Annotated in this window: 16 protein-coding genes; 1 reads left to right on the plus strand and 15 read right to left on the minus strand. The window is 49.5% G+C overall.

All coding sequences use genetic code 11. The features are described from left to right. Positions 1-27: 27 nt before the first annotated feature. The 4 genes from H0247_RS16630 to glmU all read right to left on the minus strand — a co-directional run bounded on the left by H0247_RS16630 (position 28) and on the right by glmU (position 5,231). On the minus strand, positions 28-1,095 hold the full coding sequence (locus H0247_RS16630; RefSeq protein WP_180743532.1) for a methyltransferase: 1,068 nt from the start codon (positions 1,093-1,095) through the stop codon (positions 28-30). Between the two features lie 90 nt (positions 1,096-1,185). Then, positions 1,186-1,572: a hypothetical protein gene (locus H0247_RS16635; protein WP_039546191.1), complete on the minus strand. Its 387-nt coding sequence runs from the start codon at positions 1,570-1,572 to the stop codon at positions 1,186-1,188. Positions 1,573-1,839: 267 nt separating this feature from the next. After that, on the minus strand, positions 1,840-3,672 hold the full coding sequence (gene glmS, locus H0247_RS16640; protein WP_180743533.1) for a glutamine--fructose-6-phosphate transaminase (isomerizing): 1,833 nt from the start codon (positions 3,670-3,672) through the stop codon (positions 1,840-1,842). Positions 3,673-3,860: 188 nt separating this feature from the next. Then, positions 3,861-5,231 carry a bifunctional UDP-N-acetylglucosamine diphosphorylase/glucosamine-1-phosphate N-acetyltransferase GlmU gene (gene glmU / locus H0247_RS16645; RefSeq protein WP_180743534.1) on the minus strand — a complete coding sequence of 457 codons (1,371 nt, stop codon included), beginning with the start codon at positions 5,229-5,231 and terminating at the stop codon, positions 3,861-3,863. A 324-nt stretch (positions 5,232-5,555) separates the two neighbouring features. Between glmU and pelX the strand changes: the two genes are divergently transcribed. Further along, on the plus strand, positions 5,556-7,790 hold the full coding sequence (gene pelX, locus H0247_RS16650) for a pectate disaccharide-lyase PelX (protein WP_180743535.1): 2,235 nt from the start codon (positions 5,556-5,558) through the stop codon (positions 7,788-7,790). Between the two features lie 305 nt (positions 7,791-8,095). On the opposite strand, the gene H0247_RS16655 is transcribed toward pelX, so the two are convergent. The 11 genes from H0247_RS16655 to mnmG all read right to left on the minus strand — a co-directional run bounded on the left by H0247_RS16655 (position 8,096) and on the right by mnmG (position 18,228). Next, positions 8,096-8,515 (minus strand): F0F1 ATP synthase subunit epsilon, encoded by a 420-nt coding sequence (locus tag H0247_RS16655; protein WP_180743536.1) that lies wholly within the window; start codon positions 8,513-8,515, stop codon positions 8,096-8,098. Between the two features lie 19 nt (positions 8,516-8,534). After that, positions 8,535-9,917 (minus strand): F0F1 ATP synthase subunit beta, encoded by a 1,383-nt coding sequence (atpD, locus tag H0247_RS16660; RefSeq protein ID WP_014917152.1) that lies wholly within the window; start codon positions 9,915-9,917, stop codon positions 8,535-8,537. A gap of 47 nt (positions 9,918-9,964) precedes the next feature. Continuing rightward, positions 9,965-10,828, minus strand: coding sequence for a F0F1 ATP synthase subunit gamma (atpG, locus tag H0247_RS16665; RefSeq protein WP_015842330.1), 864 nt, complete (start codon positions 10,826-10,828; stop codon positions 9,965-9,967). Between the two features lie 52 nt (positions 10,829-10,880). After that, positions 10,881-12,422 (minus strand): F0F1 ATP synthase subunit alpha, encoded by a 1,542-nt coding sequence (gene atpA / locus H0247_RS16670; protein ID WP_005976551.1) that lies wholly within the window; start codon positions 12,420-12,422, stop codon positions 10,881-10,883. A 12-nt stretch (positions 12,423-12,434) separates the two neighbouring features. Beyond that, complete coding sequence (gene atpH, locus H0247_RS16675) at positions 12,435-12,968, minus strand: F0F1 ATP synthase subunit delta (protein WP_039363754.1); 534 nt, start codon at positions 12,966-12,968, stop codon at positions 12,435-12,437. Between the two features lie 14 nt (positions 12,969-12,982). Continuing rightward, the gene (gene atpF / locus H0247_RS16680) at positions 12,983-13,453 is read right to left on the minus strand and encodes a F0F1 ATP synthase subunit B (protein ID WP_010681466.1); all 471 of its coding nucleotides are present in this window, start codon (positions 13,451-13,453) and stop codon (positions 12,983-12,985) included. A 63-nt stretch (positions 13,454-13,516) separates the two neighbouring features. Next, positions 13,517-13,756: a F0F1 ATP synthase subunit C gene (atpE, locus tag H0247_RS16685; RefSeq protein ID WP_005976545.1), complete on the minus strand. Its 240-nt coding sequence runs from the start codon at positions 13,754-13,756 to the stop codon at positions 13,517-13,519. A gap of 49 nt (positions 13,757-13,805) precedes the next feature. Beyond that, complete coding sequence (gene atpB, locus H0247_RS16690) at positions 13,806-14,606, minus strand: F0F1 ATP synthase subunit A (protein ID WP_180743537.1); 801 nt, start codon at positions 14,604-14,606, stop codon at positions 13,806-13,808. Between the two features lie 22 nt (positions 14,607-14,628). Then, a complete protein-coding gene (gene atpI, locus H0247_RS16695; protein ID WP_180743538.1) occupies positions 14,629-15,012 on the minus strand; it encodes a F0F1 ATP synthase subunit I in 384 nt (127 codons plus the stop codon). Between the two features lie 623 nt (positions 15,013-15,635). Beyond that, the gene (gene rsmG, locus H0247_RS16700; protein WP_180743539.1) at positions 15,636-16,256 is read right to left on the minus strand and encodes a 16S rRNA (guanine(527)-N(7))-methyltransferase RsmG; all 621 of its coding nucleotides are present in this window, start codon (positions 16,254-16,256) and stop codon (positions 15,636-15,638) included. A gap of 82 nt (positions 16,257-16,338) precedes the next feature. After that, positions 16,339-18,228, minus strand: a complete 1,890-nt coding sequence (mnmG, locus tag H0247_RS16705; protein WP_180743540.1) for a tRNA uridine-5-carboxymethylaminomethyl(34) synthesis enzyme MnmG — start codon at positions 18,226-18,228, stop codon at positions 16,339-16,341. Positions 18,229-18,251: the final 23 nt, after the last annotated feature.

Below are 18,251 nucleotides of genomic sequence, written 5' to 3' on the forward strand. Positions count from 1 at the left end.
CTATTTCCCGTTTACGTCCGCTATTTATTATCGCTTTTTACAGATCAGCAGCGTGTGACCAACGCCAATATTATCGATTTGATTTTCAACGATAAATCCGGCCTGCTCTAATAAAGGTAAAAATCGTCTTGCCGCATAGAAACGGCTGGTACCATTAGCGAGACAGGTAAAGTAGAGCGAAGAGGCATTCAGACTAAAAGCACCGGCTTCCCACCTCTGACGATCCCAGAAAATTTCTAAAATACAGACTCTTGCATCCGTTTTCATCACGCCGGCGATTTTACGCAAGATAGCCACGATTTGTTCTTCGCTGAAACAGTCGAGGAACTGGCTCATCCACCATATATCCGCTTCACCCGGCAACGGACAATCGGAGAGCATATCGACAGCACAGCCCTGAATACGGTCAGATTTCCCAGCTTTGATGATATTTTCTGTCGCCAGCGCAATTTGCTCCGGCAAATCCAAAATCGTCATGTTCACATCACGATCGTAGTCATAGCAGCGCATGGCCCATTTACCGGTATTCCCGCCGACATCGTAGAGATGTTTTGGCTTTAGCTGGAATACATGCGGCAAGGCAGCATCAAACGCGGCATCGGAATAGAAATGATCGAATGCAAACCAACTCGACTTTGCCTGCGGCGGCAGTTGGCTTAACGCTGGATAGATTGTCGGCCACTCACCAAAGACTTTTAATCCAGAAGGTTCATTTTTTGACAACGCCTCATCAAGGTAAAACATCCCCTGATAACAAACATCCTGAGTAAAATCCATGTTGACGCGCGTCATGCGGTCATGGAGCAGATAATGACCAATTTTAGCCAGCGCGTAGGTTTCCTCTTTCTGGATAATAATGCGGCCACTCAGCCCAACATCCAGCAGCAGTTCAACGGCGTAACGATTTAATGAAGTAATGGCAACAATATCATCGAGATTTGCTCCCTGATGACCACGCTTATCCAGAAAATCTAAAATACCGTGGTTACGCAGATTGATAGCGGCCTGAAACAGCATGGGAGCAAACGCAATTCGTTGCGCTTCGGTAATAGCATCCAGCGCGCTGACATTATCTTTGTCATATCCGTAATACACTGACTTTTCCCTTGAGGTCTGACAAAAACGATCAGAAAAGAACAACAAAAAATAGAGTCGGATAGCAATGAAGATATCCGACTATTAAAATTATTTAATCTGTTGGCTGGCAAGTTTTAACTGAATCTCACGATCGAGGTTATTGATCCAACGGTTATAACTGTTATGGATTTCACCATTTTTTGCTTTGAGGTTTTTACTGCCGACGTAATTAATAGAATAACTCGTCTGTGAATAGGTAATGCGGATATCAGCAACATGGTCACGCTGGCTAAGATGACCATTAATCACCCCAGGAGAAACGGGAGTCATTACCCAGTTACGCTCCAAACCAGCCTGAAGGATGGCGATTTTTACCTGATCGGTTGTCACTTGTGCCGCAATAGGTTTCGTAACGTTGGCAACTGGCGCGGTACGAGCACAACCAGCCAACGCTAAAACACAGACCAAACCCGAAAAAATAAGCTGCTTTTTCATAAAGTTCCTATCCATAGATAAATACAGTACTGCAAAAAAACACGTTGCTGATGCAAGGTGTAAAATTAATGCACCATTAAAACTATTTTACACAAAATAAAGATAACTTGACAAAAGAAACATGATTTCGAGATTCAGGTTTTTATCAAATAGTTCGCTGTACTGTGAAGCAGAACAATAATCACAATTAAAAAATGGATATAAAAAAATCCGCCTTATGCTTTGCGACATAAGGCGGACAGTAATAACCCATAAAATACCGGAGAGTTACTCTACCGTAACGGATTTCGCCAAGTTACGTGGCTGATCGACATCGGTGCCTTTAATCAGCGCGACGTGATAAGACAGCAGCTGCAACGGCACCGTATAGAAGATTGGCGCAATCACTTCTTCGATATGCGGCAGTGGAATAATCTTCATATTTTCGCTGCTGGTGAAACCGGCATCTTCATCAGCAAAGACATACAGCTCACCGCCGCGCGCCCGAACTTCTTCGATGTTGGATTTCAATTTCTCCAACAGTTCGTTGTTCGGTGCCACCACCACAACTGGCATGTCCGCATCAATCAGCGCCAGCGGGCCGTGTTTCAGCTCGCCTGCCGCATAGGCTTCCGCGTGGATGTAAGAGATCTCTTTCAGCTTCAGCGCGCCCTCCATCGCGATCGGATACTGATCGCCACGGCCGAGGAACAGCGCATGGTGCTTGTCAGAGAAGCCTTCCGCCAGAGATTCGATGAGTTTGTCCTGAGACAGCATCTGCTCAATACGCGCTGGCAGTGCCTGTAAGCCATGAACGATGTCATGCTCAATCTGCGCATCCATGCCGCGCAGACGTCCAACACGAGCCACCAACATCAGCAGAACGGTAAGCTGGGTGGTGAAGGCTTTGGTCGACGCCACGCCAATCTCTACGCCCGCTTTAGTCATCAGTGCCAGATCGGATTCACGCACCAGCGAGGAACCTGCAACGTTACAGATAGCCAGAGATCCCAGATAGCCCAGTTCTTTAGACAAACGCAGCGCCGCCAGCGTATCCGCCGTTTCACCGGACTGAGACAGGGTAATCATCAGGCTGTTCTTACGCACGGCAGGCTTGCGATAGCGGAATTCGGAAGCAATCTCCACGTCGCACGGAATACCGGCCAGTGATTCAAACCAGTAACGAGAAACCATACCGGAGTTATAGGATGTACCGCAGGCAATGATCTGAACGTGTTCAACCTTCGCCAGCAGCTCATCCGCTTTCGGACCTAATTCAGAAAGATTAATTTCGCCGTGACTGAAACGCCCTTCGAGGGTGTTCTTGATCGCCATCGGCTGTTCGTAGATCTCTTTCTGCATGTAGTGACGATACGCGCCTTTGTCACCGGCATCGTAATTCACTTTTGATTCAATTTCTTCGCGTGCGGCAAGCTGGCCGGATTTATCAAACACGCGCACATCACGACGGGTGATTTCCGCGATGTCGCCTTCTTCCAGGAACATAAAGCGACGCGTCACAGGCAGCAGCGCCAGTTGGTCGGAAGCAATAAAGTTCTCACCAACACCACGACCAATCACCAGCGGGCTACCAGAACGCGCAGCAACCAGTACGCTTGGGTCGCGGTTATCCAACACCACCATGCCATAAGCACCGCGCAACTGTGGGATCACACGCTTAACCACCTCAACCAGCGTGCCCCCGTTCTGCTGCTGTTCAAAATGAACAAGATGGGCGACAACTTCCGTATCGGTTTCAGAAACAAAGCGATAGCCGCGACCGATCATCAGTTCGCGCAGCGGCTCATGGTTTTCGATAATGCCGTTATGAACGATAGTGATATGTTCAGAAACATGCGGGTGTGCGTTCTCTTCAGAAGGTTCGCCGTGCGTTGCCCAACGGGTATGGGCGATGCCGGTACCGCCGTGCAGTTCATGCTCTTCAGCTGCCTGAGACAGCACCTGCACTTTCCCCAGACGGCGTAAACGGGCGACATTGCCTTCGCTGTCAACAACCGCCAAGCCCGCAGAGTCATAGCCGCGGTACTCAAGACGGCGTAAACCTTCCAACAAAATTTCAGCAACATCACGTTGCGCAACTGCGCCTACAATTCCACACATCGATGGTATTCCTATAAAAGTGACATATTGTGTCACCAGGGATGTCTTAGACCTGATTGTTCCGGTTTTTCCGGGTTCCCCGAGCCTTGTAGAGAGTTGGGGATTATTATGTTTTGTTCTGTGTTCTGGGAGACTAAAACACAGGACAAAACAACCTCCGCCATAAGCGGAGGTATATTACTCAACGACTATTTCTTTTTCACCGGACGCCGCCAGCCGGAAATATGCTGCTGTTTCACGCGGCTGATCACCAGTTCATTCTCTGCTACATCGCGCGTAACCGTCGTTCCCGCACCAATCGTCACACCGTTAGCAACGTTAACGGGTGCCACCAGTTGCGTATCCGAGCCGACAAATACATCGTCGCCAATCACCGTTTTGTGTTTATTCGCACCATCATAATTACAGGTGATCGTTCCCGCGCCAATATTAACACCGGAACCGATATCCGCATCACCCAAATAGCTCAAGTGGCCTGCTTTTGATCCTTTACCTAAACGCGCCTTTTTCAGTTCGACAAAATTGCCGACATGCGCGCCTTCAGCCAGCTCAGCGCCTGGGCGCAGGCGGGCAAACGGGCCAACGGTACACTCAGCTTCTAACACCGCATCTTCCAACACAGAGTAAGGGCTGATCTCACAGTCGTCGCCAATAATACTGTTTTTGATCACGCAGCCCGCGCCAATTTTCACCCGGTTGCCTAGCTTAACATTACCTTCCACGACAACATTGACATCAATCACTACATCACGACCGTGAGTCAGTTCGCCGCGCAGATCAAACCGAGCCGGATCGAGCAGCATCACACCGGCCAGCAACAGTTTATCTGCCTGTTCACGCTGATAAACCCGCTCCAGCGCCGACAGTTGCAGGCGATTATTGACGCCTTCTACTTCGCTCAATCGCTCGGGGTGAACCGCTTCAACACGCAGGCCTTCTTTCGCCGCCATCGCAATGATATCAGTGATGTAAAACTCGCCCTGCGCATTGTTGTTATTCAACTGGCTTAACCAACGTTTCAGATCTTTGCCGTTCGCAATAAGAATGCCGGTATTGATCTCGCTAATCTGACGCTGTTCTTCGCTGGCATCTTTGTGCTCGACGATCCCAACAACAGCACCGTTTTCACGCACAATACGTCCATAGCCCGTCGGATCGTCCAGCTTCACCGTCAACAGGCCGATACCGCCCTGAGGCTTAGCCTCACGTAAACGCCTCAGCGTTTGCGATGAAATCAGCGGCACATCGCCGTACAACATCAGGATGTCTTCATCATCGGCAAAATGAGGAGCAGCTTGCTGCATGGCGTGACCGGTTCCGAGTTGTTCCGCTTGTAATACCCAGTTCAGGGCAGGATCGGTCAATTCACGTTTTAGCAAATCACCGCCGTGACCGTATACCAGATGAACGTGTTGTGCGCCTGTTGTCATTGCCGCATCAATGACGTGCTGAACCATCGGTTTACCTGCCAACTGATGTAACACCTTGGGAAGGTCGGAATACATACGGGTTCCTTTACCCGCAGCAAGGATCACCACACTCATAGCACTATTTGACATAAGCATCCTGACAGTGCGAAGCCACCGCTCCGCAAGAATAAAATGACCAGCCTGTTACGGCATGAATAGCCAGAGTTTACCGAAACTACTGCGTAACGCGGATACTTTTTGGTGAGTTTTTTCTGAAAATCGCTCTCAACACGACGAATGTTCACGAGAAAAAGATACAAGCACCAGACTCTCAACCTAAACAGAAATGATACAGGGTTTCATAAAAAACAGACTTTATTTTTAAGTATTTCCATTTGTGACACACACAAAAGAAACAGTGTTTCATTTATAGCAGTATATGTGGGCGAATAATTCAATAACGAAGGAGACACAATGAAACGTTGTTCTTCACCAAAATGTCATTCTTTACGGAAATACCGTTCTTCACGTCTCGCAGCCGTCGCGTTGACGAATGCATTACTTTTCAGCTTCAGCACACACGCCGCGACAGAATCAACACCAGTCTGGCATGGTGTCGCCTTTGGTCAATCGACAGACGTAAACTTCTCATCCAATGTCCTGCCGGAAAAAGTGGGTGTTAATAACGTCACCATTAACGGTAAGAAATTAGCGCCAGAGGATAACGCAGATTTATCCGCCCCCATAACGATTGAAAGTCGTGGCGGAAAGATTGCCAACACCCATGACGGGCTGACGTTTTTCTATACGCAACTGCCTGCCAATGTGAATTTTACGCTTCAATCTGATATTACCGTGGAACAGTTTGGACCAGAAAATGGCGCCAAACCTGCGGCTCAGGAAGGGGCGGGGATTCTGGTGCGCGATATTATCGGCGTACCGCGTCAGGAACCGCTGAAAGAAGGGTATGAAGAATTCCCTGCCGCATCCAACATGGTGATGAACGCCATCATGACGCAGGATAAGAAATCGAATACCGAAATTAAGCTACAGGCGATTTTGCGTAATGGCGTAACGCAGCCGTGGGGCAATGCCGGTGCGAAGATTACCAAAACCAGCTATCAGGAAAATGTGAATCTGGAGCAAACGCCGACGTTCCGCCTGAAACTGGAGCGCACCAACGACGGCTTTATCACCTCTTATGCACCGAAAGGCACGGATAACTGGGTCTCTAAAGAAGTCAAAGGCGCGGACGTCGTTACCAAGCTGGATAAAGACCACTACTACATTGGTTTCTTTGCTTCTCGTAACGCCAAAATCACCGTTAGCAATGCACAGTTGACCACCACGCCGGCACAAACCAAAGCGTCACCTGAGTTTAAGGCTAAGGATTATGATCCTTTGCTTCAGGTGATGTCATCGCCTAAAACCACCAGCGAACACTATGTTGTGCAGGCGAAAGCCAATTACAACGGTACGATTGCCGTATCACAAGACGGTAAATCGCTGGGTGATGCCAAGCAGGTAAAAGCGGGAGAGACCTTCTCTCTGCCAGCGAAGATTGCCGGTAACGGTGCTGAATTCAAGGTAACCTACCAGCCTGAGGAAGGCGATGATAAAGCGGTAAAAGAAAGCACGTTGAAGGTTGAAAAAGTGGCCTATGCAGACGCTAAAAATCTGTATGTTTCACCACAAGGTTCAGCCAGCAATGACGGCAGTAAAAATGCCCCGCTCGATTTTGCCAGCGCCGTCGCCGCTCTGCCAGCAGGCGGCACCATTTGGCTCAGCGATGGTGATTACAGCGCGTCTGAAATCCCTGTCAGTGCCAGCGGTCAGCAAAAAGCCGTCAAAAACCTGTTTACTATCGGTAATAAAGCCGTCATTCATGGCCTGCAACTGAAAGCAAGCCATTGGCATGTTAAAGGGATTGAAATTACCGAGAAACCGTTCCGTATCGAGGGTAGCTACAACACCATCGAACGCGTTCTGGCGCATCACGCTGACGATACCGGTATTCAGGTGACCTCAACAGCCGATGTGGGTAGACCGCTGTGGGCCAGCCATAATCTGATTCTGAATTCAGAATCTCACAGCAACCAGGATCCAGGCAAAATTAACGCCGACGGTTTTGCGGTGAAAATGCGTGTGGGTGAAGGTAACGTGATTCGCGGTGCGTTCTCGCACAATAACGTCGATGACGGCTTCGACCTGTTTAACAAAATTGAAGACGGCGCCAACGGCGTTGTGGTGATCGAGAATTCAATTGCCATGAACAACACTAGCAACGGCTTCAAAATGGGTGGCGAAGGTCAACCAGTGGCGCATCAGGTTAAACACAGCATTGCCGTGGGTAACAAGCTTGATGGTTTCACTGACAACTTTAACCCTGGTGCACTGATTGTTGAAGACAACATCGCGTTAGATAACGAACGCTTTAACTTTATTTTCCGCCCAAGCCCTTACTCTGGCCCAGAAAAACAAGGTGTCTTCAAGAACAACATGTCACTGAAGACCAAAGCGGGTAAATATGATGATGCGGTTGTCGGTAATATCGATAACACCAACTACTTCATCAAGGGTGATAAGTCCGTCAATGCACAGGGCAAGGAGATCACGGTAAATAACTTCGTATCGGTAACCGTACCTGAAACGTTTACACGTGATGCCAAAGGCAATCTGGTACTTGGCGACTTCCTGAAGAAGAAATAAGTCACTTCAAATAAACCCCGCCTAATAAGGTGGGGTTGCTCATGAAACGCGTCGAGCGCGGTAGTAACGGATAGATCGTAAAGACGCTGTAAACACATCCATGTGCGCTCGGCTTGCGCCCCCCTGGCGCAAACGCTTTACTCTTCTATTCCGTTACTACCGTTTTCGTTCGGTAAATAGGTTTGTCTACGATCTAACTGCCTGCTCTTGCAGGCATTTTTTATCTCGGCGTATAGCATATGCTTAAATGCAAAAAGGCCAGTCAGTGTGAACTGACTGGCCTTCAATTATTGCACGCTTATCTGTTACATCGCTTTTCTGGTCAGCTCGATAACGCGCAGCTTCGCAATCGCTTTGCTCAGCTCTGCGGAAGCCTGAGCATAATCCACATCGCCATGCGAATTACGGATATGATCTTCAGCTTTGCGTTTCGCTTCCAGCGCACGTGCTTCATCCAGATCCTGCCCACGGATAGCAGTATCAGACAGTACGGTAACCGTATTCGGTTGCACCTCAAGAATGCCACCAGAAAGATAAATATACTCTTCATCACCGTGCTGCTTAACGATACGAACCATACCAGGCTTAATGGCAGTAAGCAGAGGGGCATGTCCCGGATAAATACCCAGTTCGCCTTCGCTCCCCGTTACCTGGATCTTCTGCACCAGACCGGAGAACATTTGCTGTTCTGCACTCACGACATCCAGATGGTAAGTCATAGCCATGTCACCCTCCTACAAGGCGTTACAGTTTCTTGGCTTTTTCCACGACTTCGTCAATGGAACCAACCATGTAGAACGCCTGCTCTGGCAGGTGGTCGTATTCGCCTTCCATAATTCCTTTAAAGCCACGGATCGTGTCTTTCAGAGCAACGTATTTACCTGGAGAACCGGTAAATACTTCCGCTACGAAGAACGGCTGTGACAGGAAGCGCTGAATTTTACGCGCACGAGATACCACCAGCTTGTCTTCTTCAGACAGCTCGTCCATACCCAGAATCGCGATGATGTCTTTCAGTTCCTGATAACGTTGCAGGATAGACTGCACGCCACGGGCAACATCATAGTGTTCCTGACCAACAACCAACGGATCCAACTGACGGCTGGTGGAATCCAGCGGGTCAACGGCCGGGTAAATCCCAAGAGAAGCGATCTGACGGCTCAGTACCACGGTTGCATCCAAGTGAGCAAAGGTGGTGGCTGGAGAGGGGTCAGTCAAGTCATCCGCAGGGACGTAAACGGCCTGTACGGAAGTGATAGAACCGGTTTTGGTTGAGGTGATACGCTCTTGCAGAACGCCCATCTCTTCCGCCAGCGTTGGCTGATAACCTACCGCAGAAGGCATACGACCCAGCAGTGCGGATACTTCCGTACCGGCCAGGGTATAACGATAGATGTTATCGACGAACAACAGTACGTCACGGCCTTCATCACGGAATTTTTCCGCCATGGTCAGACCGGTCAATGCGACGCGCAGACGGTTACCTGGTGGCTCGTTCATCTGGCCATAAACCAGTGATACTTTGTCGATGACGTTGGAATCGGTCATTTCGTGGTAGAAGTCGTTACCTTCACGGGTGCGTTCACCCACGCCTGCAAACACGGAGTAACCGGAGTGCTCGATCGCGATGTTACGGATCAGCTCCATCATGTTTACGGTTTTACCTACGCCCGCACCACCGAACAGACCCACTTTACCGCCCTTGGCAAACGGACACATCAGGTCGATAACCTTGATGCCGGTTTCCAGCAGTTCCTGTGAGTTTGACAGCTCTTCATAGCTCGGAGCTGAACGGTGGATAGCCCAACGCTCTTCTTCGCCGATGTCGCCTTTCATGTCGATGGGATCACCCAACACGTTCATGATACGACCCAGCGTTGCTTTACCTACCGGTACTTCGATCGGGTGGTCCAGGTTATTCACGTTCAACCCGCGGCGCAGACCGTCAGAAGAACCCATTGCGATACAGCGAACAATACCGCCGCCCAACTGCTGCTGTACTTCCAGCACCAGTTTTTCAGCGCCGTTCTCTACCTCAAGCGCATCGTACACCTTCGGTACGGCATCTTGCGGGAACTCGACGTCCACCACGGCGCCGATTACCTGGATAATCTTTCCAGTAGCCATCTTGAATCCTCTACGTAATTCGACAATACGTAATTCGTAAACCTGCTTTAAACCGCGGAGGCTCCCCCGACGATTTCGGTGAGTTCCTGGGTAATGCTGGCCTGACGAGCTTTGTTGTATACCAACTGCAGCTCTTTGATCAGGCTACCGCCGTTATCGGTTGCGGCTTTCATCGCAACCATTCGCGCGGCCTGCTCACTGGCCAGATTTTCTACGACGCCCTGATAAACCTGAGATTCTACATAACGGCGCAGCAGGGTATCCAGCAGCGACTTAGGATCGGGTTCATACAGGTAATCCCAGGATTTCTTCTTCAACTCACCGTCATCCGAAGGCGGTAGCGGTAACACTTGAACAACAAGCGGTTCCTGAGACATGGTATTGATAAACTTGTTGCTGACGATATACAGCTTGTCCAGACGACCTTCGTCATAGGCTTGCAGCATAACTTTAACCGGGCCGATCAGTTCTGATACGGAAGGGTTATCCCCCATACCGGTAACCTGAGCAACAATGTTTCCGCCTACCGACCCGAAGAAAGAAACCGCTTTGGAACCAATCAGCGCTAAATCAGTTTCAACGCCTTTGTCGCTCCAGGATTTCATATCAGCCAACAGTTTCTTGAACAGGTTAATGTTCAAGCCACCGCACAGGCCACGGTCAGTAGACACCACCAAATACCCAACGCGCTTAACGTCGCGTTCTTCCAGGTACGGGTGTTTATATTCCAGATTTCCTAACGCAAGGTGACCAATCACATTGCGTATGGTTTCCGCATAAGGACGGCTGGCCGCCATACGATCCTGCGATTTACGCATTTTGGAAGCGGCGACCATTTCCATTGCTTTGGTGATCTTCTGCGTATTTTGGACGCTTGCGATCTTACTACGTATCTCTTTTGCGCCGGCCATCTTTGCTTCTCCTCAAAGCCTTGCGGCCTGCTTTACAGCAGGCCACCGGGCGTTACCAGGACTGGGTTGCCTTAAAAGTATCGAGGATGCCTTTAAATTTGCCCTCGATCTCATCGTTATAAGCGCCAGTTTGGTCGATTTGTTGCAGAAGTTCGCCATGCTCACGATCGGCGTAAGCCAGCAGTGCCGCTTCAAAGCTACCGACTTTCGACAGCTCAACATCTTCCAGATAACCACGTTCCGCCGCAAACAGAACCAGAGACTGCTGTGCGACAGACATCGGCGCATACTGTTTCTGCTTCAACAGCTCGGTCACTTTCTGACCGTGGCTCAACTGCTTACGGGTTGCATCATCAAGATCGGAAGCGAACTGAGAGAATGCCGCCAGTTCACGGTACTGTGCCAGAGCGGTACGAATACCACCGGACAGTTTCTTCATGATCTTGGTCTGTGCTGCACCACCCACACGGGATACGGAGATCCCTGGGTTAACCGCAGGACGGATACCGGCGTTAAACAGGTTGGATTCCAAGAAGATCTGACCATCGGTAATAGAAATTACGTTGGTCGGAACGAACGCAGAAACGTCACCTGCTTGCGTTTCGATGATCGGCAGAGCGGTCAACGAACCGGTTTTCCCCTTCACTTCACCCTTGGTGAATGCTTCAACGTAATCGGCGTTAACGCGCGATGCACGCTCCAGCAAGCGGGAGTGGAGATAGAAAACGTCACCAGGATAAGCTTCACGACCTGGCGGACGACGGAGCAGCAGAGAAATCTGACGATAAGCAACGGCCTGTTTAGACAGGTCATCATAAATAATCAGCGCATCTTCACCACGGTCGCGGAAATACTCACCCATTGCACAACCAGCGTATGGCGCCAGATATTGCAGAGCAGCAGACTCAGACGCGGTAGCAACGACAACAATGGTGTTTTCCAGTGCGCCATGCTCTTCCAGTTTACGTACCACGTTAGAAATCGTGGAGGCTTTCTGGCCGATAGCGACGTACACACATTTGATGCCGGAATCACGCTGGTTGATGATGGCATCGATAGCCAGCGCGGTTTTACCCGTCTGACGGTCACCGATAATCAGCTCACGCTGACCACGACCGATTGGAATCATGGCGTCAACGGACTTATAGCCCGTTTGTACCGGCTCATCAACGGATTGACGTTCGATAACGCCAGGCGCAATCGCTTCAACCGCAGAGAAACCGTCGTGATCCAGTGCGCCTTTACCGTCAATCGGTGCGCCCAGCGTGTTGACCACACGGCCCAGCAGGCCACGGCCAACGGGAACTTCAAGAATACGGCCGGTGCATTTTACTTTCATGCCTTCAGCCAGATCCGCATACGGACCCATAACTACCGCACCAACGGAGTCGCGCTCCAGGTTCAGTGCGATCGCATAACGGTTACCCGGCAGAGAGATCATCTCTCCCTGCATCACGTCTGCCAGACCGTGGACGCGGATGATTCCGTCACTGACGGAAACAATAGTACCTTCATTGTGAGCTTCGCTCACCACATTGAACTGAGCAATGCGCTGCTTGATCAGTTCGCTGATTTCGGTGGAATTCAGTTGCATGCTCCAGTCCCCTTAAGACTGCAAGACGTCTGCCAGACGTTCCAGACGACCGCGAATGCTGCCATCTATCACCATATCGCCCGCGCGGATAACCACGCCGGCCATGACAGACTTATCAATTTTGCAATTCAGCTTCACTTTGCGTGACAGACGTTTTTCCATAGCGGCAGCGATCTTCGACAGCTGCTGCTCACTCAACGTGTTGGCAGAAATCACATCGACGTCAACCGTCGATTCCAGTGCTGCCCGCAGTTGAATAAATTGTTCCAGCACTTCAGGAAGTACCGGTAAACGTCCGTTTTCGGCCATCACCCTAATCAGGTTCTGACCGGCTTCATCAAGTTGATCACCACAAACGGCAATAAACGTTTTCGCCAGCTCAATCGGTGCAACCGCACCGGAAAGCAGCTCGGCAATCTGCTCATTGCGCGCTACTTCGGCCGAAAACGCCAGCATGTTCTGCCAGCGATCCAAGGCCTGATTCTCAACCGCAAAGTCAAAAGCTGCTTTGGCGTAGGGGCGAGCTACCGTGACAAATTCAGACATCAGCCCCTCCCTCCTTACAGTTCAGCGACCAGTTTATCAACGATGTCGCTGTTAGCAGCTTCATCCACGGAACGTTCAATAATTTTCTCGGCACCGGCAATCGCCAATACGGCAACTTGCTTACGCAGCTCTTCACGAGCGCGTTTACGTTCGGCTTCAATTTCAGCCTGCGCCTGCGCCACAATCTTGTTACGTTCAGCTTCCGCTTCAGCTTTCGCCTCATCCAGGATCTGAGCTCGGCGTTTGTTCGCCTGCTCGATGATAACCTGAGCATCCGCTTTGGCTTTCTTCAGTTGATCTGTCGCATTGGCCTGAGCCAAGTTCAAATCTTTTTTGGCACGTTCAGCAGAAGCCAGACCGTCAGCAATTTCTTTCTGACGTTTCTCGATGGCTGCCATCATAGGCGGCCATACATACTTCATGCAGAACCAGACAAACAGGACGAACGCAATGGCCTGGCCGAGGATTGTTGCATTAATATTCACAGCACAATGCCTCTTTCAAAGTTAAATAAGTTGATGTTTTAACCTCAGCAGAAAACATTCTGCTTAGGCCACCGCAAACATCACATACAGCCCCAGACCAACAGCGATCATCGGGATGGCGTCAACCAGACCCATGACGATAAAGAACTGTGTACGCAGTAAAGGAATCAGGTCAGGCTGACGAGCAGCACCTTCCAAGAATTTACCACCCAGAATGCCGATACCGATCGCAGCACCGATTGCCGCCAAACCCATCATTAACGCGGCAGCCATGTACAGCAGATCCACACTCAGGTTTTCCATGACAGTCTCCAGTTTGTTTCAGTTAAAAACGTTATTTGTTGAAAGAAAATCAATGCTCTTCAGATGCCATCGAGAGATAAACAACCGTCAGAACCATGAAAATAAAAGCCTGAAGCGTAATAATCAAAATGTGGAAAATAGCCCAAGGCACATTTAACAGCCATTGTGACCACCACGGCAACAGACCGGCAATCAGGATGAAGATCAACTCACCCGCATACATATTGCCAAACAGTCGCAAGCCTAAGGAAATAGGTTTGGACAGCAGGCTGACACCTTCAAGAATTAGGTTAATAGGAATAAATACTGGATGGTTGAACGGCTGCATGGTCAGTTCTTTAACAAAACCACCTAAACCCTTCATTTTGATGCTGTAGAACAGAACCAGGATAAACACCCCAAGCGCCATCGACAACGTAATATTCACGTCAGCTGTCGGCACGGCACGCAGATACGCATGCGCCGGATCGTATCCCAGCAGACTATAGATACCCGCCCAGGCTTGCGGCAACAGATCGATAGGCAGCAGGTCCATCAGGTTCATCAGGAAAACCCAGACGAAAATGGTCAGCGCCAGAGGAGCGATCAGTTTGCTTTTGCCATGGAACATATCGCGCACGGTACCATCAACGAAACCGATAACCAGTTCGACGGCCGTTTGCAGCTTACCTGGCACACCGCTGGTTGCACGCTTAGCGACACGGTGAAAGATAACCAGAAAGAGGATCCCAAGAGCGATGGAGAAAAACATCGAATCGACGTTGATCGACCAAAAACCCGTCCCTACCTGCAAATGGTGCAAGTGGTGACTGATATACTCTTGCGGAGTAGAGATTTCTCCAGCAGCCATGATGTCCCTTACCCTTTTGTTGTTAACTACGGTAACGATTAATTACGGCCGGTGCCACGATCTGCATAATCAGCACCGATAAATAAGTCAGGCCAAGCGGAAAAAATGCCGCTTTAAACACGCCTAACGCCACCACTAACAGTGCAATGGTGATAAATACCTTGAGCGCCTCGCCAATCGCGAATGACCAAGCCACACGCCCATCAGCGGGCTTGTGCGACTGATGACGCAAGGCAAACAGCACAAACAAAACATTCGGCAACCAGGCTGCCAATCCCCCACCTAATGCAGAAGCGGCAGCATTGACGCTATTGAGGCTGAAAACAGCACTCAACAAAGCAAAAGTCACTAACTGTAGCAACAGCAACCTGAAGGCTACTTTTCCGCTGTAAAGGGATACAGGCATGACGTTTGCTCTCTCCGTACCTTTTCAGAGGTATACCGAATGACGTATAAAACTGCCTTTACACCATTGAGTCAAGCAGCAAAAAACGAGCAAATTATACGGGTCATACCTGCGAATTCAATCGATAAGTAGCGAAAAGGTGAACAATTATTTAAATTTCTTTCTGAAGCCCCGTTTTTACTAACAATCATCCCTGATCATGTCTGGTGTAATTAATTTCTAAAGGCCTCTAATCTGTGATGTGACTCACATAAAAGGCTTTTCGACTATTTACAACAGAACGTGTTTTTTTTTGTTCTCAGCAAAATAAGTCATTTATTTTATTTAATTTCAATAATTTATAAAAATATCAATTCAAAAAACGCAACAAACAACGTTTCAACCGCCTATTGACATTATTGATATCGTTTTTTTACTCAATTAACACAAAAATAACTAAATTTTGATGCCGATGATTTATTTTCGTTCGTTATTATTCAGTGCGAAAGCAAAAGGACGGCGCTGAAAAAACGAAGATGTAAAATTTCAGTGATCGTGATGCGTTCTGGAACGTTGCCACCGATAAACGAGGTGGTAACGTTACACGCAATATTTAGTTATAATTTTTTTGATAAAAAACAAAATTAGTTTGGTTTAAGCACGACCAAATGGCGCTCACCTTCCAGTTCGGGAACCGATAAGCGAACGACCTGATCCAATAGGACACCTTGTGGCAAGGATGACAATTCATCCTCTGGAAGTACGCCTTTTAGCGCATAAAATCGCCCTGTCGATCTGGCTGGAAGATGGTTGCACCAGCTAATCATGTCATGCAGAGAAGCAAATGCCCGGCTGATCACGCCATCAAAAGGCGGCTCTGCCGGAAATTCTTCAACGCGACTTTGCACCGGTGTGATGTTTTCAAGTTGCAGTTCATGCTGAACCTGACGCAGGAAACGTACGCGCTTACCCAGGCTATCCAGCAAGGTAAAGTGCGAATCAGGACGAACAATCGCTAATGGAATCCCCGGCAACCCTGGTCCCGTTCCGACATCGATAAAACGTTGCCCGTGTAAATGCGGCTCAACCACGATACTGTCCATGATATGACGGACAAGCATTTGCTGCGGATCGCGTACAGACGTCAGGTTGTAAGCTTTGTTCCACTTATTCAGCATATCAACATACTGTATCAGAAGATTTTTTTGCTTATCTGAAATCACAATACCAGCCGCGTTTAGCAGATTATCGAGTGTGTTGCGCACAATAAGATCCCGATGAAAAATATGAGGTTAATAATAAAAATAGCCGGATAACCGGCTATTTAGGGGATAAGTTTACCTTAAATCAGGCGCTGCGGCGCAGCAGACCCTGTTTTTTAAGCCAGATCAGCAGAATGGAAATTGCCGCAGGCGTAATACCGGAAATCCGTGAAGCCTGACCGATAGACGACGGTTTGTGATCGTTCAGTTTTGCGATCACCTCGTTGGACAAGCCGTTAACCTGTTTGTAATCCAGATCGGCAGGCAGCAACGTATTTTCATTACGCAGCTGTTTCTCAATTTCATCCTGTTGACGAGCAATATACCCTTCGTATTTGACCTGAATTTCAACCTGTTCGGCAGCCTGCTCGTCGGTTAATCCCGGAGCAAACAGCGGCAACGCAGTAAGCTGGACGTAATCCACTTCCGGGCGACGCAGCAGCTCTTCACCGTTTGCTTCGCGCGACAATGGCGTTTTCAGCAGCGAGTTAACTTGCTCTAACTGCTCAGACTGTGGGTGAACGTGAATATCGCGCAGGCGTTGACGCTCTTTTTCAATACTCTCAAGTTTCTCGTTGAAACGCGCCCAGCGATGATCGTCAACCATACCCAGCTCGCGACCGATCTCAGTCAAACGCAGATCGGCGTTATCTTCGCGCAGCATCAAACGATACTCGGCACGCGACGTAAACATACGGTAGGGTTCTTTGGTTCCCAACGTACAGAGATCGTCAACCAGTACGCCAAGATAGGCCTGATCGCGACGAGGTGACCAGCCTTCCTTATCGGCAGCTAATCGAGCCGCATTCAGCCCAGCCAACATGCCCTGGGCAGCGGCTTCTTCGTATCCTGTTGTGCCGTTGATTTGGCCGGCGAAGAACAGGCCATGAACAAATTTGTTTTCCAGCGTCGGCTTCAGATCGCGGGGATCAAAGAAATCGTACTCAATGGCGTAACCAGGGCGAACAATACGTGCATTCTCCATCCCTGCCATTGAACGAACAATCTGCCACTGAACGTCAAACGGCAAACTGGTTGAAATCCCGTTAGGATAAATTTCATTGCTGGTCAGGCCTTCTGGCTCAAGAAAGATCTGATGAGTGTTTCGATCGGCAAAACGCATGACTTTGTCTTCGATCGATGGGCAATAACGCGGGCCGATCCCTTCGATGATCCCGGCATACATCGGGCTACGATCCAGATTATTACGGATCACATCATGGGTTTTCTCGTTGGTATGCGTGATGTAGCACGGCATTTGTGCCGGATGCTGGCTCGCATTCCCTAGGAATGAGAAAACGGGCATTGGGTTGTCGCCGTGCTGTTGAGCCAACACGCTGAAATCGATCGTTCTGGCGTCAATACGCGGCGGAGTGCCGGTTTTCAAGCGGTTAACACGCAGAGGTAGCTCACGCAGGCGACGTGCCAGCGGAATAGAAGGTGGATCGCCTGCACGCCCGCCGCTGTAGTTGTCCAGCCCGATGTGAATCTTGCCGTCAAGGAAAGTGCCAACCGTTAATACGACGGCTTTTGCACGAAATTTTAGCCCCATTTGGGTTACTGCGCCCACGACCCGATCGTTTTCCACAATCAGATCGTCAACAGCCTGCTGGAAGATCATCAGGTTGGGTTGATTCTCCAGCGCGGTGCGAACAGCCTGGCGATAGAGCACGCGATCCGCTTGTGCGCGAGTAGCTCTGACCGCTGGGCCTTTACTGCTGTTTAGTATCCTAAACTGTATACCGGCCTGATCGACAGCGCGCGCCATCAACCCTCCCATGGCATCGATCTCTTTAACCAGATGGCCTTTGCCAATACCACCAATCGCCGGGTTACAAGACATTTGCCCCAACGTATCAATATTGTGTGTCAGTAAAAGCGTCTGTTGGCCCATTCGGGCAGAAGCCATCGCAGCTTCTGTTCCGGCATGACCGCCACCAATCACGATGACGTCAAAGGGATCTGGATAAAACATGGTACTGCTCCTCGCATTATTGC

The organism is Pectobacterium sp. CFBP8739 (genome assembly GCF_013449375.1).
Lineage (GTDB): Bacteria > Pseudomonadota > Gammaproteobacteria > Enterobacterales > Enterobacteriaceae > Pectobacterium.